The sequence below is a fragment of the Fibrobacterota bacterium genome, assembly GCA_019509785.1.
Classification (GTDB): Bacteria; Fibrobacterota; Fibrobacteria; order UBA11236; family UBA11236; genus Chersky-265.
The window spans coordinates 22439-40232 of the sequence record JAEKLQ010000036.1; the positions used below are offsets into that span (position 1 = coordinate 22439).

At 63.0% G+C, this 17794-nt stretch carries 15 protein-coding genes; 7 read left to right on the forward strand and 8 right to left on the reverse strand.

All coding sequences use genetic code 11. The annotated features are described in order from the left end of the window. Positions 1 to 10: 10 nt before the first annotated feature. On the reverse strand, positions 11 to 436 hold the full coding sequence (locus JF616_09895; GenBank protein ID MBW8888054.1) for a hypothetical protein: 426 nt from the start codon (positions 434 to 436) through the stop codon (positions 11 to 13). A gap of 40 nt (positions 437 to 476) precedes the next feature. Here JF616_09895 and JF616_09900 point away from each other — a divergent pair, with 40 nt between their 5' ends. The 3 genes from JF616_09900 to JF616_09910 all read left to right on the forward strand — a co-directional run bounded on the left by JF616_09900 (position 477) and on the right by JF616_09910 (position 3004). Next, the gene (locus JF616_09900; protein ID MBW8888055.1) at positions 477 to 1145 is read left to right on the forward strand and encodes an SDR family NAD(P)-dependent oxidoreductase; all 669 of its coding nucleotides are present in this window, start codon (positions 477 to 479) and stop codon (positions 1143 to 1145) included. A 136-nt stretch (positions 1146 to 1281) separates the two neighbouring features. Then, positions 1282 to 1761 (forward strand): hypothetical protein, encoded by a 480-nt coding sequence (locus JF616_09905; protein ID MBW8888056.1) that lies wholly within the window; start codon positions 1282 to 1284, stop codon positions 1759 to 1761. Position 1762: 1 nt separating this feature from the next. Continuing rightward, a complete protein-coding gene (locus tag JF616_09910; protein ID MBW8888057.1) occupies positions 1763 to 3004 on the forward strand; it encodes a hypothetical protein in 1242 nt (413 codons plus the stop codon). A gap of 38 nt (positions 3005 to 3042) precedes the next feature. On the opposite strand, the gene JF616_09915 is transcribed toward JF616_09910, so the two are convergent. Beyond that, positions 3043 to 4704, reverse strand: coding sequence for an AarF/ABC1/UbiB kinase family protein (locus JF616_09915; protein ID MBW8888058.1), 1662 nt, complete (start codon positions 4702 to 4704; stop codon positions 3043 to 3045). An 87-nt stretch (positions 4705 to 4791) separates the two neighbouring features. Then, positions 4792 to 5130 (reverse strand): hypothetical protein, encoded by a 339-nt coding sequence (locus JF616_09920; protein ID MBW8888059.1) that lies wholly within the window; start codon positions 5128 to 5130, stop codon positions 4792 to 4794. A gap of 250 nt (positions 5131 to 5380) precedes the next feature. On the opposite strand from JF616_09920, the gene JF616_09925 reads away from it, so the two are divergent. After that, complete coding sequence (locus JF616_09925) at positions 5381 to 5611, forward strand: helix-turn-helix transcriptional regulator (GenBank protein ID MBW8888060.1); 231 nt, start codon at positions 5381 to 5383, stop codon at positions 5609 to 5611. Between the two features lie 52 nt (positions 5612 to 5663). On the opposite strand, the gene JF616_09930 is transcribed toward JF616_09925, so the two are convergent. Next, positions 5664 to 8264 carry a DUF3516 domain-containing protein gene (locus JF616_09930; GenBank protein MBW8888061.1) on the reverse strand — a complete coding sequence of 867 codons (2601 nt, stop codon included), beginning with the start codon at positions 8262 to 8264 and terminating at the stop codon, positions 5664 to 5666. A 160-nt stretch (positions 8265 to 8424) separates the two neighbouring features. Between JF616_09930 and JF616_09935 the strand changes: the two genes are divergently transcribed. Then, positions 8425 to 10203 (forward strand): DUF262 domain-containing protein, encoded by a 1779-nt coding sequence (locus tag JF616_09935; protein MBW8888062.1) that lies wholly within the window; start codon positions 8425 to 8427, stop codon positions 10201 to 10203. Positions 10204 to 10302: 99 nt separating this feature from the next. On the opposite strand, the gene JF616_09940 is transcribed toward JF616_09935, so the two are convergent. Further along, a complete protein-coding gene (locus JF616_09940; GenBank protein ID MBW8888063.1) occupies positions 10303 to 10488 on the reverse strand; it encodes a hypothetical protein in 186 nt (61 codons plus the stop codon). A 32-nt stretch (positions 10489 to 10520) separates the two neighbouring features. On the opposite strand from JF616_09940, the gene JF616_09945 reads away from it, so the two are divergent. Beyond that, positions 10521 to 11522 (forward strand): hypothetical protein, encoded by a 1002-nt coding sequence (locus JF616_09945; GenBank protein MBW8888064.1) that lies wholly within the window; start codon positions 10521 to 10523, stop codon positions 11520 to 11522. 153 nt (positions 11523 to 11675) lie between these two features. Here JF616_09945 and JF616_09950 read toward each other — a convergent pair whose 3' ends face one another. The 3 genes from JF616_09950 to JF616_09960 are packed head-to-tail and all read right to left on the reverse strand — an operon-like array spanning position 11676 to position 16558. Further along, positions 11676 to 14060 (reverse strand): response regulator, encoded by a 2385-nt coding sequence (locus JF616_09950; GenBank protein MBW8888065.1) that lies wholly within the window; start codon positions 14058 to 14060, stop codon positions 11676 to 11678. A gap of 3 nt (positions 14061 to 14063) precedes the next feature. Continuing rightward, the gene (locus tag JF616_09955) at positions 14064 to 14648 is read right to left on the reverse strand and encodes a YfiR family protein (GenBank protein ID MBW8888066.1); all 585 of its coding nucleotides are present in this window, start codon (positions 14646 to 14648) and stop codon (positions 14064 to 14066) included. Beyond that, entirely contained in the window at positions 14648 to 16558 is a 1911-nt protein-coding gene (locus tag JF616_09960) for a TonB-dependent receptor (GenBank protein MBW8888067.1), read from the reverse strand. The genes JF616_09955 and JF616_09960 overlap by 1 nt, the downstream gene beginning before the upstream one ends. A 220-nt stretch (positions 16559 to 16778) precedes the next feature. Here JF616_09960 and JF616_09965 point away from each other — a divergent pair, with 220 nt between their 5' ends. Then, positions 16779 to 17789 carry a hypothetical protein gene (locus JF616_09965; protein ID MBW8888068.1) on the forward strand — a complete coding sequence of 337 codons (1011 nt, stop codon included), beginning with the start codon at positions 16779 to 16781 and terminating at the stop codon, positions 17787 to 17789. Positions 17790 to 17794: the final 5 nt, after the last annotated feature.

Below are 17794 nucleotides of genomic sequence, written 5' to 3' on the forward strand. Positions count from 1 at the left end.
GATAAGCGCTTTAGCCGGTCGCCCGGTCATGCCAGACGTGATCTTCGCGCCGTACCGCCCGGTATTCCCGGCCTGCCGCCCATAGGCGGACCTCGAGATCGAAATCGAAATGCACGATGCGGGCGCGGTCCGTCGGGATGGCGCCCGTGCCGACGCGCAGGATCAGCTCCGCCGCCTGCAATTCCCGCGGGTCGATGCCTTTGCGGGCCAGACGCTCCGCCAGGGCCGTTTTCAGCTCGGACGCCAGGCGCAGGGGAATCGTGCCGGCGGATTCATGACGCGCCGAACCCGCGAGAACATCGATGGCGACGGCCCCGTCCGCCAGGCTCGCCAGAGTTTCCAGATCCCCATGATCCCTCCATGCGGCGGCGAGATGGGCCAAGACGCGGGCGATACGCTCATATTCCGATTCCGGCATGGCGGACAAAATAGGCACATGGCTATATTAGCGGCCATCGCTTTCCGCGGGAGGATGCATGGCCGGGTCATTGCAGGGAACGCATGTGGTGGTTACGGGAGCCGGCGGCGGCCTGGGCCCCTCGGTGGCGGAGGCCTTCCGCGCGGCGGGCGCCATCGTGCACGCCCCCGCGCGCGCCGAGCTGGATCTGCTCGACGAAGCCGCGGTGGCCAAATACTACGCGGCGCTACCCGCCCTATGGGCTTCGGTGCACGTGGCCGGGGGATTCTCCATGGCGCCCGTGACGGAAACCTCCCTGGACGATTTCATGGCCCAATGGCGCATCAATACGGTCACCACCTTCCTCGCCTGCCGCGAGGCGGTAAGACGGATGCGCGCGGGCGCCCTGGTTCCGGGCCCTAACGGCCCCGCCGTCGGGCAGGCCGGCGGCCGCATCGTGAACGTGGCCGCTCGGGCCGCGATCGATCATCCCGGCGGCAAGATCGCCTACGTCTCCGCCAAATCCGCCCTGGCCGGACTTACCCGTTCCCTGGCCGCCGAGTGCCGGGCGGAAGGCATCTTCGCCAACGCGGTCCTGCCCGACACCATCGATACGCCCGCCAATCGGGCCGCCATGCCCGGGGCGGACCATTCCCAATGGACCCGGCCGGAAGCCATCGCTTCCGCCATCCTGTGGCTGGCGTCCCCCGGGAACGCGACCGTAACCGGAGCGTTACTGCCTGTCTGACGCGCGGAATCGGGGATCAGGTCCGTCCCGCCTTCCATTTCCCCGTTTTTTATCCCGTTCTCCCGCTTGCGCCCCCTACCCGTAAAGTGTTCTTTCGATCTGGAACGATTAGCGACACCTTTTCATCGGAGGCCCCATGCGCAAGAGCTTTACCGCTTTCGCACGCATTTCCCCTTATCTGATGGTGGCGGCGGCCTGCCTGTCCGCTCCCCGTCTCGCCCATGCCGGAAAAGCCGGCGAAGTCCTCGAGGAGCGATACCATGCGGCCTTGAGCCATGTCGCGCAGGAAGTGAAAGGAGCGCCGGATCCGGCCGAAAAACGCCGCATCCTGGCCGGATTCTTCCAACATATGGAAGAGGGCCTGCAAAAGGCGGAAACGCTTTCCTCGCTGCCCGAGGGGGATAGGCAATCACTGCACACCGTGCTGGGCAAGTATCTCGCTTACCAGGCCGAACTCGACGGCTCCCGAGGCTTCGCGCGCGTCGAGGATCGGGAGTTGGACGAATTCGCAGCCTACGTGCGCCAGGATATGGAACAGGCCCCCGTCGGCGGCGGCGTCTACATCAGCGCGGGAGCGCTGATCGTGATCCTATTGGTCCTGTTGCTGATAACCTGAAATGGAAAAGCGATCGGCCCGCTTATGGGCCTGGGCGGCGGCTTTGGCCGCCTTGGCCGCCTTGGCCGCCGGGCTGGAGGGCTGCGCTTCATCCCGCCTCCCTCCCCAATCGCAAACGGCCGCCGCGGACATCGCGGCGCCCGGCCTCGCGCAAGGGCCCGCCGACTCGTCCTTGCGCTATCAAATCATCTACGTGATCCACGGCGACGGCGGCTATGTCTGGTACGACGATGCCGGCGCGAGGCACGAGGCCGATCGCGAGGCGCTGGCCCAGGCCCGCGAGACCGCCGAGAACGCTTCCGCCGCCGAGGTCTTCATCTTCCATCAACGCCCGACGCGCTTCTTGCGAATCTTCCCCGGTTCGGACGGAACCTTGTGGCAATACCGTAAGGGCCGCCTGGTCCGCCGGCTCCCCTATAGCCGCAACCGCGAATATGATCCCGCCGCCCGGCCCGAGGATCCTTCCCGCGGCGAAGACGATCTAGCCGCCGAGGCCGGTCTCTTCGCCCGCTTCTCGGCCCTGCCCGCTCCCCGCCGCTGCGGGGCGCCCGCGGCGGCCGGGCCCGTGCGCGTCTTCTGCTACTTCGGGCACGGCATCCCCGTAACCGGCAAGGTACCCTACTTCCGCTCCCGCCCCGATGTGGCCTTCTCCCTGGCGGGATTCTCCCGCGGCTTGGTCCGTTTCGGGGGGCCGGCCTGCCCGCCCGCCAAACCCTTCGCCTTGGTCGTACTCTCCGCCTGCCATGGCGGCACGCCGGAAGCCACCATGGCCGTGGCGCCCTTCGCCGATTGGATCCTCGCCTCGCCGGGGGAATTGCACCTCTCTTACCTGGATACGCGGGCCCTGGCCCGGGCGTCGCAGGAGAATCCCGTTCCCTCGCAGGAGAATCCCGTTTCCTTCGAGGCCGGGCAAGGCGGGGCATGGGGCCGTACCATCGCCATGGAATCCTTCGCGCGCCTGGAGGCCTCGGTCCGCACCGGCGTTACCATCTCCCTCTACGAAACGGGGAAAGCGGAAACCTATCTGAAGGAGCATCGTGTCGCCTGGGGCGGTCCCGCGCTTTTCGCCGAGCCCACCGAATACCGCGATTGCGGGGAGAATACCGAGTTCGGTGCCGGAGGCGAAGCCGCGGGCGCGATGGTCTTCTACCAGCCCCCCCGTTTCGGCATCGACCGGAACAAGAGCGGGCATTCCGGCTGGGAATGCCCCGTCTCGGAACCGCGCCGGGCCGAAGCCCCTTAGCGATCCGGCTGCCTCTCACGATCGATGCCCGCCGGCGTTCAAGCCGGCCGGTGCCGCCGCTTATCTCCCGTCAGGATATTGAGGATCTGTACCAATCCTCCCACGCAGGCGCCCAGGAACAAGAGCACCGCCAGGCCCGGGTAGCCTAACAGCCGGAAAGGCGTGTCCACGCGCATCATCAGGGCCGCGCCGATGATCAAGGCCGCCAATACCAGCCCCATGGTGATGCGGTTGGCGATCTTCTGGAGGCCGGTGATCAATTGATCTTCCCCGGGCGTCTCCACGCGCACCCGCAGTTCGTTGTTGACCGCCATCTCCAAGAGGGAGTTCAGCTTGCCCGGCAACTGTTGCAGGAATTCGTTCGCCTCCAGGGCGGTGTGGAAAATCCGGCCCGGGCTGATGGCGCGGAGCAGGCGCGATTGCATCAGTTGCGAGGCATAGTCGCGCACGGTCCGGTTGGGATTGAAATCGGGAGCCAGCGCCTTGGCCACGCGATCCAGCTTGAGCAAGGTCTTTCCCAGCATGGCGAATTGGGGCGGCGGGCTCACGCCGGCTCGCTCCGATACCGTCGCGATGTTCAAGAACAACCGGCCCACCGCGATGTCCGCGGCCTTGAGGTTGCGGAACTCCGCCACCATGGCGGCCGTGAGGTCCCGCCACTTCACGGGGTCGAAACCTTCCTCGCGGCGGCCAAGGCGCAGGGCGATCTCCGCGGCGTCCTCGCCGCGCCCTTCGGCGATGGACACCAGCATATTCGCCAATTGGCCCTGCATCCGGGGCGGAAGATAGCCCACCATGCCGAAGTCGAGCAAGGCGAGCCGGTTGTCGTCCGTCAGGTACACGTTGCCGGGATGCGGGTCCACGTGCACCAACCCATCCAGCAGGATTTGCTTCATGAAAGCCTGGTAGAGCTGTTCGGCCAGGCGGGCGCCATCCACGTCCAGGCGCGCCAGGCGGGTGAGCTTGGTGATCTTCCGCCCGGCCAGATACTGCATGGTCAGCACCCGGCCCGCCGAATAGCTGTGCACCGGCCGCGGGATCAGGATGTCCGGGAATTCCGCCAGGTTGTCGGCCATCAACTCCATGTTGCGGGCTTCCTGGCGGTAATCCAATTCCCGCAAGAGCGAATTACGCAGCTCCGCCATCTGCTCGCGGAACCGGTAATGCCGGCCCGCCTCGGTATGGCGCTCCAGGAATCCCGCCACCTCTTCCAGAACGTCCAGATCCTCCGCTACGATGTGCCGGACATTGGGCCGCTGGATCTTGACGACCACCTCCAGACCGTCATGGGTCTCGGCGCGGTGGACCTGAGCCAGGGATGCGGCGGCCAGCGGGACGGGGTCGAATGCCCGGAACATCTTTTTGATCCGGCCGCCCAATTCCTCCTCGAGGATGCGTTCGGCTTCCTCGACGGGGAAAGGCGGCACGCTGTCTTGCAATTCCTCCAGCGACCGGAGGTACGGTTCGGGGATCCAAGTGGATTGGGTGGAGAGTAATTGCCCGAGCTTGATGTAAGTGGGGCCGAGCTCTTCCAAATCGCGGGCGAACTCCTCCGGTTTACCCGGTTCGACTTCCCGGGCCCGTTCTTCGGACATGCCGGGAATGTCCTGATGCATCTTATCCGCGAGATCGGAATGGCCGTATTTCAGGAATAAGCCCGCGATATCCTTATAGCGCTTCAGATGGCTGGCGGTCGGCATGGACTGGAATCCTTTTCAGGCGCGGGGCGCACCTTTAGGGTGAAACTACCTTCCCCCCGGTCCAATTCAAGCGATTCGGGTCTGGCGCTATTCGGCCAACCAGGCTTCGGCGTCCTCGCGGGTGGTCGACATCCGGATTTTTAATCCTCTATTATAGGCCGTGTTTTCAAGGAGGTTACTGATTTGGCCAGGTAAGGCCAGAACCGCGATCTTCATGCCACCTAGCCGTTTTGCGGCATATTCCCCGACAAAGAACTCGCCAATCCCGCCCAGTTGGATTTCCGCGCTCAGGGCATCCATGAGGCATTTCCGCACTTCCGGATTCCGGGAACGGGCCTCGGAGATTTGATCGATCAAGCGCAATAGGTCTGCCTGGTTGTACTTTCCGATGCAGGAAAGTTCCAGTTTATCGCCGGTTTCCGTCAAATCCGTCTCCATCCTCCCCAATCCGTTCTATTTACGATACGCCGACTTCAGGAATCCTTGCTATCATGATCGCGGTTTAATCACCACAAACCCTGGTTTGCCGGGAGATTTCCCCGAGCAATCCACCGTGGTTCCTCTTCCGCTGGTTTGCCAATTTGGCATTCTAGAGGAAAAGTATAGGTAATGGCGAATGTTCCATCAACGGAACATACGACCGGAATCCCTTCCATACCTTCTTTCAGGGGTTGCATTGCAGAGAAGAGAGATCGTCGCGGAAAATATCAGGCGCATACTCCAACGCAGGATCAAACTGGGGGAATTCTCCAGTATTGAGCATTTTGCCAGCTCTACCGGGGTGCCGAAATCCCTGCTCAGCCGCATCTTGAACCTCAAGGCGGATCCGAAACTGAGCTCTTTGGACAAGATCGCCAGCGCGTTGGAAGTGCCGGTAGAGGATCTGCTGCGGGAGAAAGCCCGCTAGCTTCGGCGGTTGGACCATCTGCCGCTACAGGGAAACCCGGGTAGCGGAGATGTTACTCCGGCCCGAAACTTTCCAGCTTCAGGATGGGCGCTCCGGCGTTCCTGGAAGCGGCCAGATCCACGCCGAAAACCGCCGCCCAATCGTTGCGGCCTTCCGCATCCTGTAGGGCTTGAGCTACGCTCCAGAAGCCCGCGCCGGCTGAAGCATCCACCCGGGTATGTCGGGCCGCTCGACCTTCGGGATCGAGACGGAACATGCCGTGCTCCGAACGATAGGTCTCCAAGGCCTTGCGTAAAGAGTCGGCGGTCCAAGGAGCTCCCGCTCCTTGAGCGCCCGCTTCAGGAGCCCCTTCCGACAGGGATTCCAATGCGCCCGCGTAGTCGAGGCGGGCCAGGCTGGACAAGAAGCTGAGGACGCGCGCGCGGATGGATGCGGTGAAGGTCGCGGTATCGGCGGTGACGTCTCTGGCCGCGGCCCGGGCGGCCTCTTCGGCGCCCGGGGGCTTGGGCTCTCCGCGCTCGCCGGAGATATAAGCCGGATCGCGCATGCGCTCCCATTCGTCCAGCAGGCTGGAATCGATGCGCCGCACCAGATCCCCGAAATAAACCTCCATCTCGCGGATGGCTTCGGTCTTGGCCGCGGCGGGAAGCGTATTGGCCAAAACCTTGTAGACGCCGTTCAGATGCCGGAGCAGTAAGCCTTCGGAGCGCTCGAGTCCGTAGCGTTTCACGTAACCGGAGAAGGTGTAGTAGCCTTCGAGCATCTCGCGCGCGATGGACTTGGGCCGGATGTTTTCGCCGCCCACCCAGGGGTGCTTTTCGGCGAAGGCGTTGAAGTTCGCGTAGACGAACTCGCGCAGGGGCTTGGGGTACTCCATGGCGTCCAACTCTTGCACGCGCTGATCGAACTCGACCCCTTGGGCCTTCAGCTCGGCCATGCGTTCGGTCTTGAGCATATCGAGCTGCTTGCGCAGGATGAGATCGGGATTCTCCAGGATGGATTCGGCCAAGGTGAGCACGTCCAGCGGATACTCCGGCGCTTCCGCGTCCAGCAGGGGCAGGGTGTCGATGAGGAAAAGCGAGAGGGACTGATCGAGGGAGAAGTTGTCCTGCAAGTCCACGTTGACGCGCAGCCTGGCCCAAGGAGCGTGGCGTTCGGCGATGGGAACGATCGCGACGATCTTGCGATCGACCAGGGCGCGGAAGAGCTGGAAGGCCCGCGCTTTGTGGGCCGCCTTGTCCTTGGGCGTTTCATGGCTGCTGGCGATGATCGCGCGCAAGGCGCGGCAACCGTCTTCGCCGGGGCGCGAGAGCACGTTCAGGAGCATCCCGTGGGATACCTGGAAACGGGAGACCAGGCGCTCGGGCTGGGCGGTGATCATGCGCTCGAAGATGGCCTTGTCCCAAGGCACGTAGCCTTTTTCGGGCGGCTGCCGCTTCACGAACTTGCGCCCGCTCTGCGCGCTCTTGGCCGCCAGCTTGAGGTTCTCGACCACGTGCTCGGGCGCCTGCGCGCCCACGAAGCCGACGTTGTCGAACCCCTTGCGCCCCGCGCGTCCGGAGATCTGGTGGAAGTCCCGCGCGGTGAGCAGAGCCGTCTTGTCTCCCGAGTATTTGCAGAGTTGGGTGAATAGCACGGTGCGGATGGGCACGTTCACGCCCACGCCCAGGGTATCGGTGCCGCAGATGACCTTGAGCAGGCTCTGCTGCGCCAGCTTCTCGACCAGGATGCGGTACTTGGGCAAAAGGCCCGCATGATGCAGTCCGATGCCCTGGCGCAGCCAGCGCTTGAGATCGGGGCCGTACGGGCTGGAGAAACGGAAGCCCTCCAGCGCCGCGGCCAGCGCGGCCTTTTCCTCCTTGGTACAGAGATCGAGGCTGGTGAAGCTTTGCGCGTTCTTAGCCGCGTCGGCCTGGGTGAAATGCACCACGTAGACGGGAGCCTTGCCTTCATTGGCGAAGCGCAACACGGTCTCGGGCAGGGCGCTCTCGCACCACTGGAAATGCAGGGGCACCGGCCGGTCCTGGGATCGGACGGCCACCGTGGGTCGGCCGGTGAGGTCGGTGAGCGCCTTTTCGAAGAAGGCGGTGTCCCCCAGGGTGGCGGACATGAGGAGGAAGCGGGCGCGCTTCAGGATCAGCAAAGGCGTTTGCCATGCCACCCCACGGTCGCGATCGGAATAGTAATGGAATTCGTCCATGACCACGTCGGCCATGGGGCAGGCTTCGCCTTCGGAGAGGGCCATATTGGCGAGGATCTCGGCGGTGCAGCATAGGATGGGCGCGTCCCGGTTGACGGTGGCGTCGCCGGTGGAGAGCCCTACGTTCTCGGGCCCGAACTCCTTGCAGAGGGCGAGCCACTTCTCGTTGACCAGGGCCTTGATGGGGCAGGTATAGACGGAACGGCGCCCTTGGGCCAGGGCCTGGAAATGCAGGACGGAAGCCACCAGGGACTTGCCCGACCCGGTCGGGGTGTTGAGGATGACGTTCTTGCCTTCGAAGAGCTCGAGCACGGCGGCCTCTTGGGCCGGGTACAGGGTGAGGCCCTTGAGCCGGGCCCAATCGAGAAAGGATTCCAGGAGGAAGCCGGTATCGGCCCGGTATTCGGGGGAAAGGGAGGTAAGGATATCGCGGAAGGTGGGGGCCAGTGGCATCGGGGCAAAGATAGGTCACCATTCGATCTGTTCCCATTAAAGGCGCGAAAGGGGTCAGAACTGGCGTTGGAAAATCATCCCTGTCCTCCTATCATTTCCGCTTCCAAATCGATTCCTGATGATAGGAGCCGACCTGTAACCAGATGGGATTGAACGGACGATGAGCGCCCAGAGTATTCAAAGCCAAGACATAAGCATCGCGGACGTATTCCAAGGATTTTATTCGGTTCCCGAATATCAGCGCGAATTTGTTTGGCAGTCGGAGCAGGTGGAACTGCTACTCTCCGACATACACGGCGAAATGAGCGGCTCGAATCCGGAATCGGCGGCCGAGTATTTCATCGGAAGTATCGTCGTCTGCCCGGGAAAAGATGGCGTTCTCGATTTAATCGACGGGCAACAGCGTATGACCACCATTTTCCTGGCGCTCTGCGCAATCCGCGATCGGATCAAGGAGTTGGGAGGAATGCCTCCGGGGGCCTTGGGCGCGCAAATCTCCACGACCTCCAGCGATGATCGCGGCCGCGACGTTTTCCGTGACCGCCTTGTCCTGCAGTACGAGGACAGCGGTACCGTCTTATTGGGAATCGCAAGGGAAATGGGCGAATCCGCGAATGGAGTCGTTACCCGTTCGATCGAAAACATCAAGAACGCCTACGCAACAATCAAGAGCTTCCTTGCTCAACAATTCGGATCGGAGACGGATGAGATTCGGCGATTCTACGGGTATTTTACCAAGAAGGTGAAGCTGATCCGCATCCAGACCGAGGATGTTGCCAAGGCGCTCAAGATATTCGAAACGATAAATGATCGCGGGGTAGGCCTCGATTCGATGGACCTGCTCAAAAACCTGCTGTTCATGAAAACCGTCCGGAAAGAGTTCGAAGCGCTTGGAAAAGTATGGAAGGAACTCCAGGACACGATCCACGACGCGCATGAAAAACCGCTCCGCTTTCTGCGGTATTTCATTTTCAGCCGCTTCAGCGTGGAAGCCCTGAAAGAGGATGAAACCTACGGTTGGTTATCTAAAAACCAGAAGCTATGCGGATACGAAGAGCATCCGGTGGCATTTGCCAAGGAGTTGCTGGACGCTGCGAAGGCATATGCGGGCTTCATGAAGGGGCGGGATCCCTCGGGGAGAGAACGCCCGGAATTGCAAAGCCTCCAATTCCTCGGGGGAAGCGCTGCCAGGCAACATCTCGTATTGCTCTTAGCCGGGCGACACCTTCCGGAAGGACTGCTTAGAATTCTGATTAAAGAAGTGGAAAACCTGTTTTTCATCTACGTCGTAAGCCGGGAGAACACCCGTGATTTTGAACGCAATTTCGCGAAATGGGCTCCCGAATTGAGAGCGGTCAAAACGGAAGAGGACTTACGCGATTTCCTGCGGCTCCGCATAGAGCCTTCAAAAGCCGCCTTATCTGACCGTTTCGATGATGCATTTAAGCGTATGTCGTCCGGGGACCTCCAGATTTTCCGCCTGCGGTATATTCTCGCGAAGCTCAACCAGTACATCGAGATGAAGGCGTATGGCGAGACGGAGAGGACGAGTTGGTTGAGGGACTACACCGATAGCGAATTCCAGATCGAACATATCCAACCCATCAATCCGTCCTCGGAAGCCGTCGAAGAATTCGGAGTTCCGGCCGACCCCGGAATAATCAATCGCCTGGGCAACTTGGTCCTCGTGGAAAGATCCATCAACGGATCATTGGGGAACAAGCCTTTTTCGAAAAAACGCCCGGTCTACACCCAATCCAAAATCCTATTCGTACACGCCATCTCGGACCGTCCGAAAATCGGATCGAATACCAGCGTCGATCGCGCAGTACGCGAATTGGAGTACTTCTCCGATTGGAACGAAACCTCCGTCCTTTCCCGCCAGGCGTTGATTGGGAGATTAGCCCGCGAGATTTGGGGCCTAGCCTCCCCGGCGTAACCTATACGTTACCCTACGAATCCGGTAAGGTACCCGTAAAGTTACCTTCCCCCTTTTCTTACCTTCCTCTAACGGTTTCCCGCCCGCTGCCCGCCGCCATTACGGGCCGTATGCGGCGATCTTCTCAACGAAGGGTAAAAAGATCACAGGAAGGTGGTTCGCGCTTGCGCGATAGTCTAAAATCTTCTTGCCGATGGACCGGTCGGATTTTCCGCTTCCACCCGGCAGCCCGCGCCACAGGCGGGCTGCAAGGTTGACGCAGCGGTCCGGATCCACGGCTTTCACCCCTCGTCGGACTCGTTCCGTGGAAGGACCTCATGCGTTCGAAGATTCCTTTTTCGCCTTTCGCCTCCCTGCCCGCCATCGCCCTGCTCGCCATCGCCTTCACCGGATGCGATTTCCTTCCGCAAGCGACTTCCGCCGATGGTGATCAGGCCTCCGCTTCCCCCAATGCCACCACAGATGCGCAAGGGGCCACCCTCGCCGAAGCCGCCGATCTGATGCCCATGGGCGCTCCCGTGATCGATGACGGCTCCGGTAACGGCCTCGCCAAGCTCACCGGCGACCCCATCATGTGGAAGAGCGATCTCGAAGATCAGACCTCGACCTGCTGGGGCCCGCGCAACAGCTCCGGCTACGTGTCCACCGCTTGCGGCGAATGGGGCGGTATCGGATCCTTGGGCGCCAAGTTGTCCGAGAACGGGATTAGCCGGTCGGGCACCAAATCCCTGTCTTTCACCTATAGCAAAAACGAAGACGTGGCCGGGGCCGGCCTTACGCTTTCGGCCAACGTGGTGGACGTGCGCGCCTATTACTACTTCGCTCCCGGCTACGATTTCGGCCAAGGCGTGAAGATCGCCCGCGTTTCGTCGTTCAACGATGCGACCCAGATGAACGATATCGACATCGTATCCACCGTGCGCAGCCGCGGCGGGTCCAACCAATGCGGCACCACCGACATGGCCGACATGGGCCTGTTCTTCAACGGCCGTCCGGTCGGCTTCGACTGGGGCAACCTGACCGTTCCCGTGAGCTTCCAGCGCGGCCGCTGGTACGAGATGGAATACCAGGTGTTCTTGAACACCCCGGGCCTGCACGACGGCTGGGTCAAGGTTTGGATCGACGGCGTCCAGGTGGGCACCAAGACCGGCCTCAACATCCGCGGCAACGGCGGCTGGAACGTGAAGCTGAACCGCGTCCGCGTGGGCGGCTGGTACTCCAATTCGGCCAACGGCAACTCGTGCGCCAATCCCGCCCAAGCTTCCACCATGTACGTCGATGACGTGGCGGTGAGCACCCAGTACATCGGACCGAACTAAGAGCCGCTAGCCCGGCGGTTGCTTAAGGGCCGCCGGCCCGCGGCCCGCTGGGGTCGATGCCGGACAAGAATCGAATAAGGGCCGTCGGGAGATCCCGGCGGCCCTTTTCATTTCACCCGTTTATTCCGCCATTTCATCCGGGATGAATGCGATTCAGGAAGTTCCCTGGTGGGCGTGCGCGAAACTCGCCAAAGCCTCGCGAAGCTCCGCCAACTTGGGGGGTTTGCTCAGGAGGAGATCCACGTGCGGGGGCATCTCGCCTTCGTCGAGCAGGGATTGGCCCCAACCCGTCAACAGGATCACGGGCGTGGAAGGCGAGGCCTCCTTGACCGCGGCGGCCACCTTGCGGCCGTCCACGTAGGGCATGCCCAGATCGGTCATCACCAGATCGAAAGTCCCGCCCGAAGCGTGCGGGGCCCTCGAAGCTAGGGCGGCCTTGAAGGTATCGATGCCCGCTTGCCCTCCATTCGCCGTGGTCACGTCGTGGCCATCGGCCTTGAGAGTGTCGCGCAGAACCTTGGCCACCAGGGGATCATCGTCCACCACCAATACGCGCAGCTTGGCGGGCACCCTGGGAGGGCCGGGCTTGGCGGCCGGCGCCGGGGCTATGGCGGCGGCGGCCGGGAAGGTGAGCCGGAAGGTGGTGCCTTTGCCCGGGGCGCTTTCGATTTCCAAATCGGCGCTATGCCTTTCCGCCACGCCGAAAACCATGGCCAGCCCCAGTCCCGTGCCACGCTCACCTTTAGTGGTGTAGAAAGGCTCCAGGCAGCGCCGGCGCGTTTCTTCGTCCATGCCGGTGCCCGTATCGGACACCTCCACCAACACCAGTTCCTTCTGCGTGCGCGTGCGCAGGGTGAGGGTGCCGCCTTGCGGCATGGCATCGAAGGCGTTGAGGAAAAGGTTGGTCAGGGCCTCGCGGACCTCCCCTTCCACCGCCATGACCGGCGGCAGGGCCTGATCGAATTCGGTTTCGATCCGGATCACCAGGCCCCGCTGCTGCGGTTCGTCGTTCCAGCGCGCCCGCGTCAGATCGATCACCTGTTGCAGTGAACGATTGAGGTTCACGGGCACCAGGGCCATTTTGGCTTCCCGTTTGCGCGAGTATTCCCGCATGCGGCCCACCGTTGCTGAAACGTCCTCGATGGCGTGGGCGATGGTCTGCAACTGTTCCCGCGATTGCGGGCCCAGGGCCTTTTCCCGCTCCAGGATGGCCTCGGCATAGAGCGCCGCCGGCGAGATGGCGTTGTTGATGTCGTGGGCGATCCCGCTGGCCATCTGGCCCAGGGCGCGCAGGCGCTCCTGGTCCATCACGGTTTGCTGCGACCGTCTCAGGTCCTCGTAGGCCTGTTGCAAGGCGCCGTAAAGGCGCGCCTGGTGGGCGGCCAAGGCGGCATGCGCGCTCAAGAGCCGGAGGAATTCGCGGTCCACCTGTCCGAAAGCGTCCGGCTCGCGGCGCGCGGCCGCCAGCACCCCGAACACCGAGTTCTCCACGATGAGCGGGGCCAGCATCAGCGAACGCAATCCGCAAGCGGCCAGGCGATCGGCGAAGGGGGCGCGCAGGGCGGTGACATCGGCTTCGTAAACCAGTTGCCCCTTTACGCTGCGATCCAGCCCGCTGGCATCGATGGGTATGCGGGTGTTGAGCTCCAGGCCCGCGGAGGATGCCATCGCCGCGGTTTTGTCTCCCATGGTGGTCACGGTCAGCTTTTGTTGGGTGGCTTCGTAACGGCACACGAAGACCAAGTCCACCTGCAGGTTGTCTTCCAAGGCCCCGACCATGACCTGGAATACGCTGGCCAGATCCAGCCGTTCGCCGATCGCGCGCGTGATTTGGCTTAACAGTTCCATGCGCCCCAATTGCTCCTGGATGCGCGTGAGCATTTCGTTGAACGCCTCGGTCAGGAGGGAAAGTTCCCCCACGTTCCGGATGGGCCGGGCGCGCACGGAATAATCCCGTCGCTCGGCCACGGCCCGGGCGATGTCGGCCAGATCGGTAATGGGCGCCGAGATGCGCTGCTGCAAGGCCCGCGAGATGAGGTAGGCCAAGAGGAAGGCCACTCCGCCCACCACCACCGCCACCAAGGCGTACAGGCGGAAGCGCGCCGAAATGGCCCCCAGATCCGATTCCACGTAGAGCGTGCCCAAACGATGGTCGTTCTGCGCCACGGCCCGGAAGCCCCAGAGATCCCCGTGGCCGTAATGGTAGCCGTCCTGGCCGGGATGGGCCGGGAAATCGGAGGCGGGCCGGCCTTCGGGATAGGTGGTGAATATGTTGCCGGACGCATCGTAAAGGACGGCGCCTACGATGTGATGCTCGGCCTTGAGCGCGGACAGCATTTCGGCGGCGCCCCGGCGATCCTCGAAGGCCAGGACCGCGGTGCTGTTGTCCGCCACGATGGACGCGATGGTGGCCAGATTCCGCGTGACCGCCTTGCGGAAGGCCACCATGTCGTAAGCCAGGAAGCTGGCGCAAGTCAGGGTCAGCACCGTCCCGCTGGTCAGAAGCATGATTGCCATCAGGCGTTGGCGCAACGGCATGGCTTATTCCCTGCCCGTCATGGTAACCTGGGCCACCTTCAGGAGCTTGGAACTCACGGATAAATCGGCCTCCTGAACCGCATCCAGGTTGATCTTGAAGCGTACCTTTCCGGCTTCTTCCACGAAACGGATCATGCCGCCTTGGGCGAGGAAATCCCGGGACTCGCCTACCGTAAGTATTTTCCGATCCTTCAGCGAAGCGATCATGCCATCGAGACGGCTCGCCTCGTTGGCGCCGATGAAGAGCACGTGGCATTCCTTGATGTCTTCTATGCGCTTGAAACGTTTGACCACGATGGGGCGGTCCCGCACCGATTCGCCCTTCACCACCTCGTCCAGGAAGTCGTCGAAGGGATCGTCTCCCAGGATGCCCACCACCAGGGAATCCTTGGGGCCCTGGAAGGCGCTTTCGGGCCAGTCCACGAACTGGGCGAAGTTGAACAGGAAAACCGCCTGGACCCGATGCTCCTTATCAGGGCCGGCATGGGCCGGTCCGCCCAGGGCCAGGATGGCGGATACCAGCGCCGGCATCCATCGCGCCACCGTCCGACGCGCCGCCCCCAGGGACATGTTCCTCGTCACCGACATCAGAAGTGCGCCGCCACGCGTGCCGAGGCCGAACTCGGGATTTCCTTCGGCACCTGGGATCCGTCCTGGAATTCCTGATGCCTCCGCTCGGAAAGGTCCTGCCCCGAGAGCGTAACTTCCAGGTTACGGCAGGCCCAACCCAGCCCCAGGCCCGCGGCGGAGTAATAGGGGACTTCAGGCGTTCCCAGATCGGAGACGTAACGGAGCCATACGCTGGCCGAGAAGCCCCAACGGAGATCGACCGAGGAGCGCAGCGAATACTGCGCGTCGGGATCCTCCCCGTCGATTCCGGGCACCGGGATCGGCGTATGCCCGGCTTGGTAGCGGAAATCCTTCTTCAACCAGGTGGCGCCGGCGCGACATTGCCACCACCGCATCGGCTGCCAACCCAAATCGGCTTCCAGCCCGTAGATGTCCTGATCGGCGCCGTTGGCGATGACGGCGACGGAATCGGAGGCCGCTTCCAGGATGCGCAGATCGGAGTACCGGTTGTAGAAGGAAGAAAGCGCCACGCTCAGCATCGCGCCCAGGCTGGTGCGCCAGCCCGCCTCGTAGGCGGTCAGGTATTCCGATCCCATATCCGGGCCGCCTTCCACTGATAATGGAAAGGCGGCTTGCGGTTGCGCCGGGACGTAGAGGTCCTCGTCGATGCGGCTGGGGGCGCGCACGGCGCGCGAGACCGCAGCCCAGATGGTATTTCGGGAATCCGGGGTCCAAGCCGCGCGCGCCGACGGCATCGCCTCCAGACCGGAGTATGCGGTCCGCTGTAAACGCGTTCCCAAAGTGAAACGAATCCGATCGGGCCAGACCTCGATTTGATCCTGCGCGAACAGGTTGAAGTCGTGGAGGTCGCGGTAGGCCGGGCGGAATTGCAGCACCGCGCCATTGGTCACTTCGTCCTGGGAGAGCCGGTAGCCGGTGCCCCAGGTGATCGCGTTCCGATCGCCCAGGGCGAAGCGGTGCTGGAACTCCAGGTCCCAAGTGCGCAAATCCTCTTGGAAGGTGAGTGGGATAAGGCGCGCGGTGCGATCGAAATAGGCCTGGATCTCGATACCCGCGGGCTCGCCGGTACCCCGGGACCAGCGCGCCTCCAGGTTCTGCCCGTCCATGTCGATCTGGCCCGCGGCGGCTGGGGAAGGTTGGGTTTGCGAAACCACAGGCTGGGAGGCCCGCCCCTGGTACAAGGAGCCGATTACGGTAAGCCGATCGCGCGGATCGGGAGTCCAATCGGATCGGAAGCCGCTCTGCGACAATCCCCAGGTATCCTGCGCGCTACTGCCGTCCGGGAGTTCGGAAGGGAAATGCCGGAAGCGCCTCGACCAAGCGTAGAAGTGCAGGTCCTTGGCGACCTTGCCCCCGGCGCGCACGGCTTCCAGGTCGCGCATGAAAGTCCCCGCGGCCGCGGTGGCGTAGCCGCCGCCCATTTCTTCGGCAGGCCGGGTGATGATGTTGATGACGCCGTTGACGGCGTTGGCGCCCCACAAGGCGCCGGCCGGCCCGCTGATCACTTCGATATGATCGATGTTATCGATGAGCACGTCCTGCGCGTCCCAGAGCACGCCGGCGTAGAGCGGCGTGTAGACCGAGCGCCCGTCGATCATGACCAAGAGCTTGTTGGCCGTGGAAGAGTTCTGCCCGCGGGCGGTGATCGCCCAATCGCGGGCATCGATGCGGGCCACCTGGAGGTTGGAGGCCAGGCGCAGCGCCTCGGGCAAGGTGAAGATGCCGGCGCGGCGGATCTCGTCCCGGGTGATCACCTGGATGGACGAGGCGCTGCGGGACAATTCCTCCGCTTGGCGCGAGGCCAGGGTCACCTTGACGTCCATCAGTTCCTCGAGGCTAAGTCCCTTGAGTTGGGCGGGAGTGGGGAGGGAGTCGGTCTCCGCGGCGCGCGCAACGGAACCGAGCATGGCCGCCCCGATGGCAGCGGCCCGCGTAATCCTTCCCAAACAATCCATCCAGGAGCCCCCCCGCTCGAACATCCCCTAACTAACGTTTATCGCGCGGCAGGACAAGCTTAAACCGCCGGCCGCACGGCTCCGAATGATGGTACGCTTGGGGTGAATCCGCCCGGAAACCGCCGCAAGTAAGGTGGCGGCCCGCGGAGAACGAGAGGCCCGATTGCCGCCCTTGCGACTCCTTTCCCGCTTGCGCTTTTCCTCTCCCCTCCCGCATCGGCTTTCCTATCGCCTCTCCTATCGTATCTGGACCTGGCTGGCTTTCACCCGCGCCCCCGGCAATGCGTTTTCCTTCTGGATACGCCGCCGTCTCCGTTGGTCGCGCGGCCTGCCGACCCTCACCGATGAGCCCAAAACCGATCTCTTCGCCTATCTCGACCCGGGGCCGGCGGGAGCGGGACTGTTGCCCGCGGCATCGCGGACCAAGGAAAATGCCGAGGCCCGCGAAAGCGAACTCCGGAAACGCTACCGTCTGGAACCATTGCGGACGCGCTCAACGGCTACCGTGTACCGTAAAAACCTCTACTTGCTCGACATCCTCGAGCGGGCGGCGTCAGGCCTCGACCTGCCTCCGCGCGGGACGGGAGCCTTTTCTGAAGAGCAGGGAGACCTTCCCACTTGGAAGGGGGCCCTTAAAGCCTTGGACATAGGCGCCCAGGATTGGCATTACGTCTTCGCGTTGGAACGGTGGCTGGCGCGCGGCGTCGCGCCGCGAAGCGACGGGGCGGATCGAGAGGTGGTCCTGCGCGGGGTGGAACTGGACGGGTATGGCGTATACCCGGACCTGCGTTCGCGCTATGATTACGCCCGGGCTTACGCGGCCCAGACCGGCAATCCTTCCGTCGCCTATGAAGTCGCCGATTTCCTGAACGTCGCCGGAGATGATCTCGATGTCATTACTTGGTTCTATCCCTTCGTGGCCCGCCACCATCTTTTGCTGTGGGGACTGCCCCTGCGGCATTTCGCTCCGGCCCGCTTGATCGAAAAGGCGGCCCGGATGCTGCGCCCGGGCGGATGGCTGGTCGCCTTCACCCATACCTCGCCGGAACAGGAGGCCTTCCTGGCGCTGGGACGCGCCGACGGCCGCCTGGAACTCGTGCGTGCGGGAGAAGCCTGCAGCCGCTTGGTGGATTTCCACGCTGAGGTGGAGGACCGCCGCTTTTCATTCTGGCGGCGGAAATGATTCGC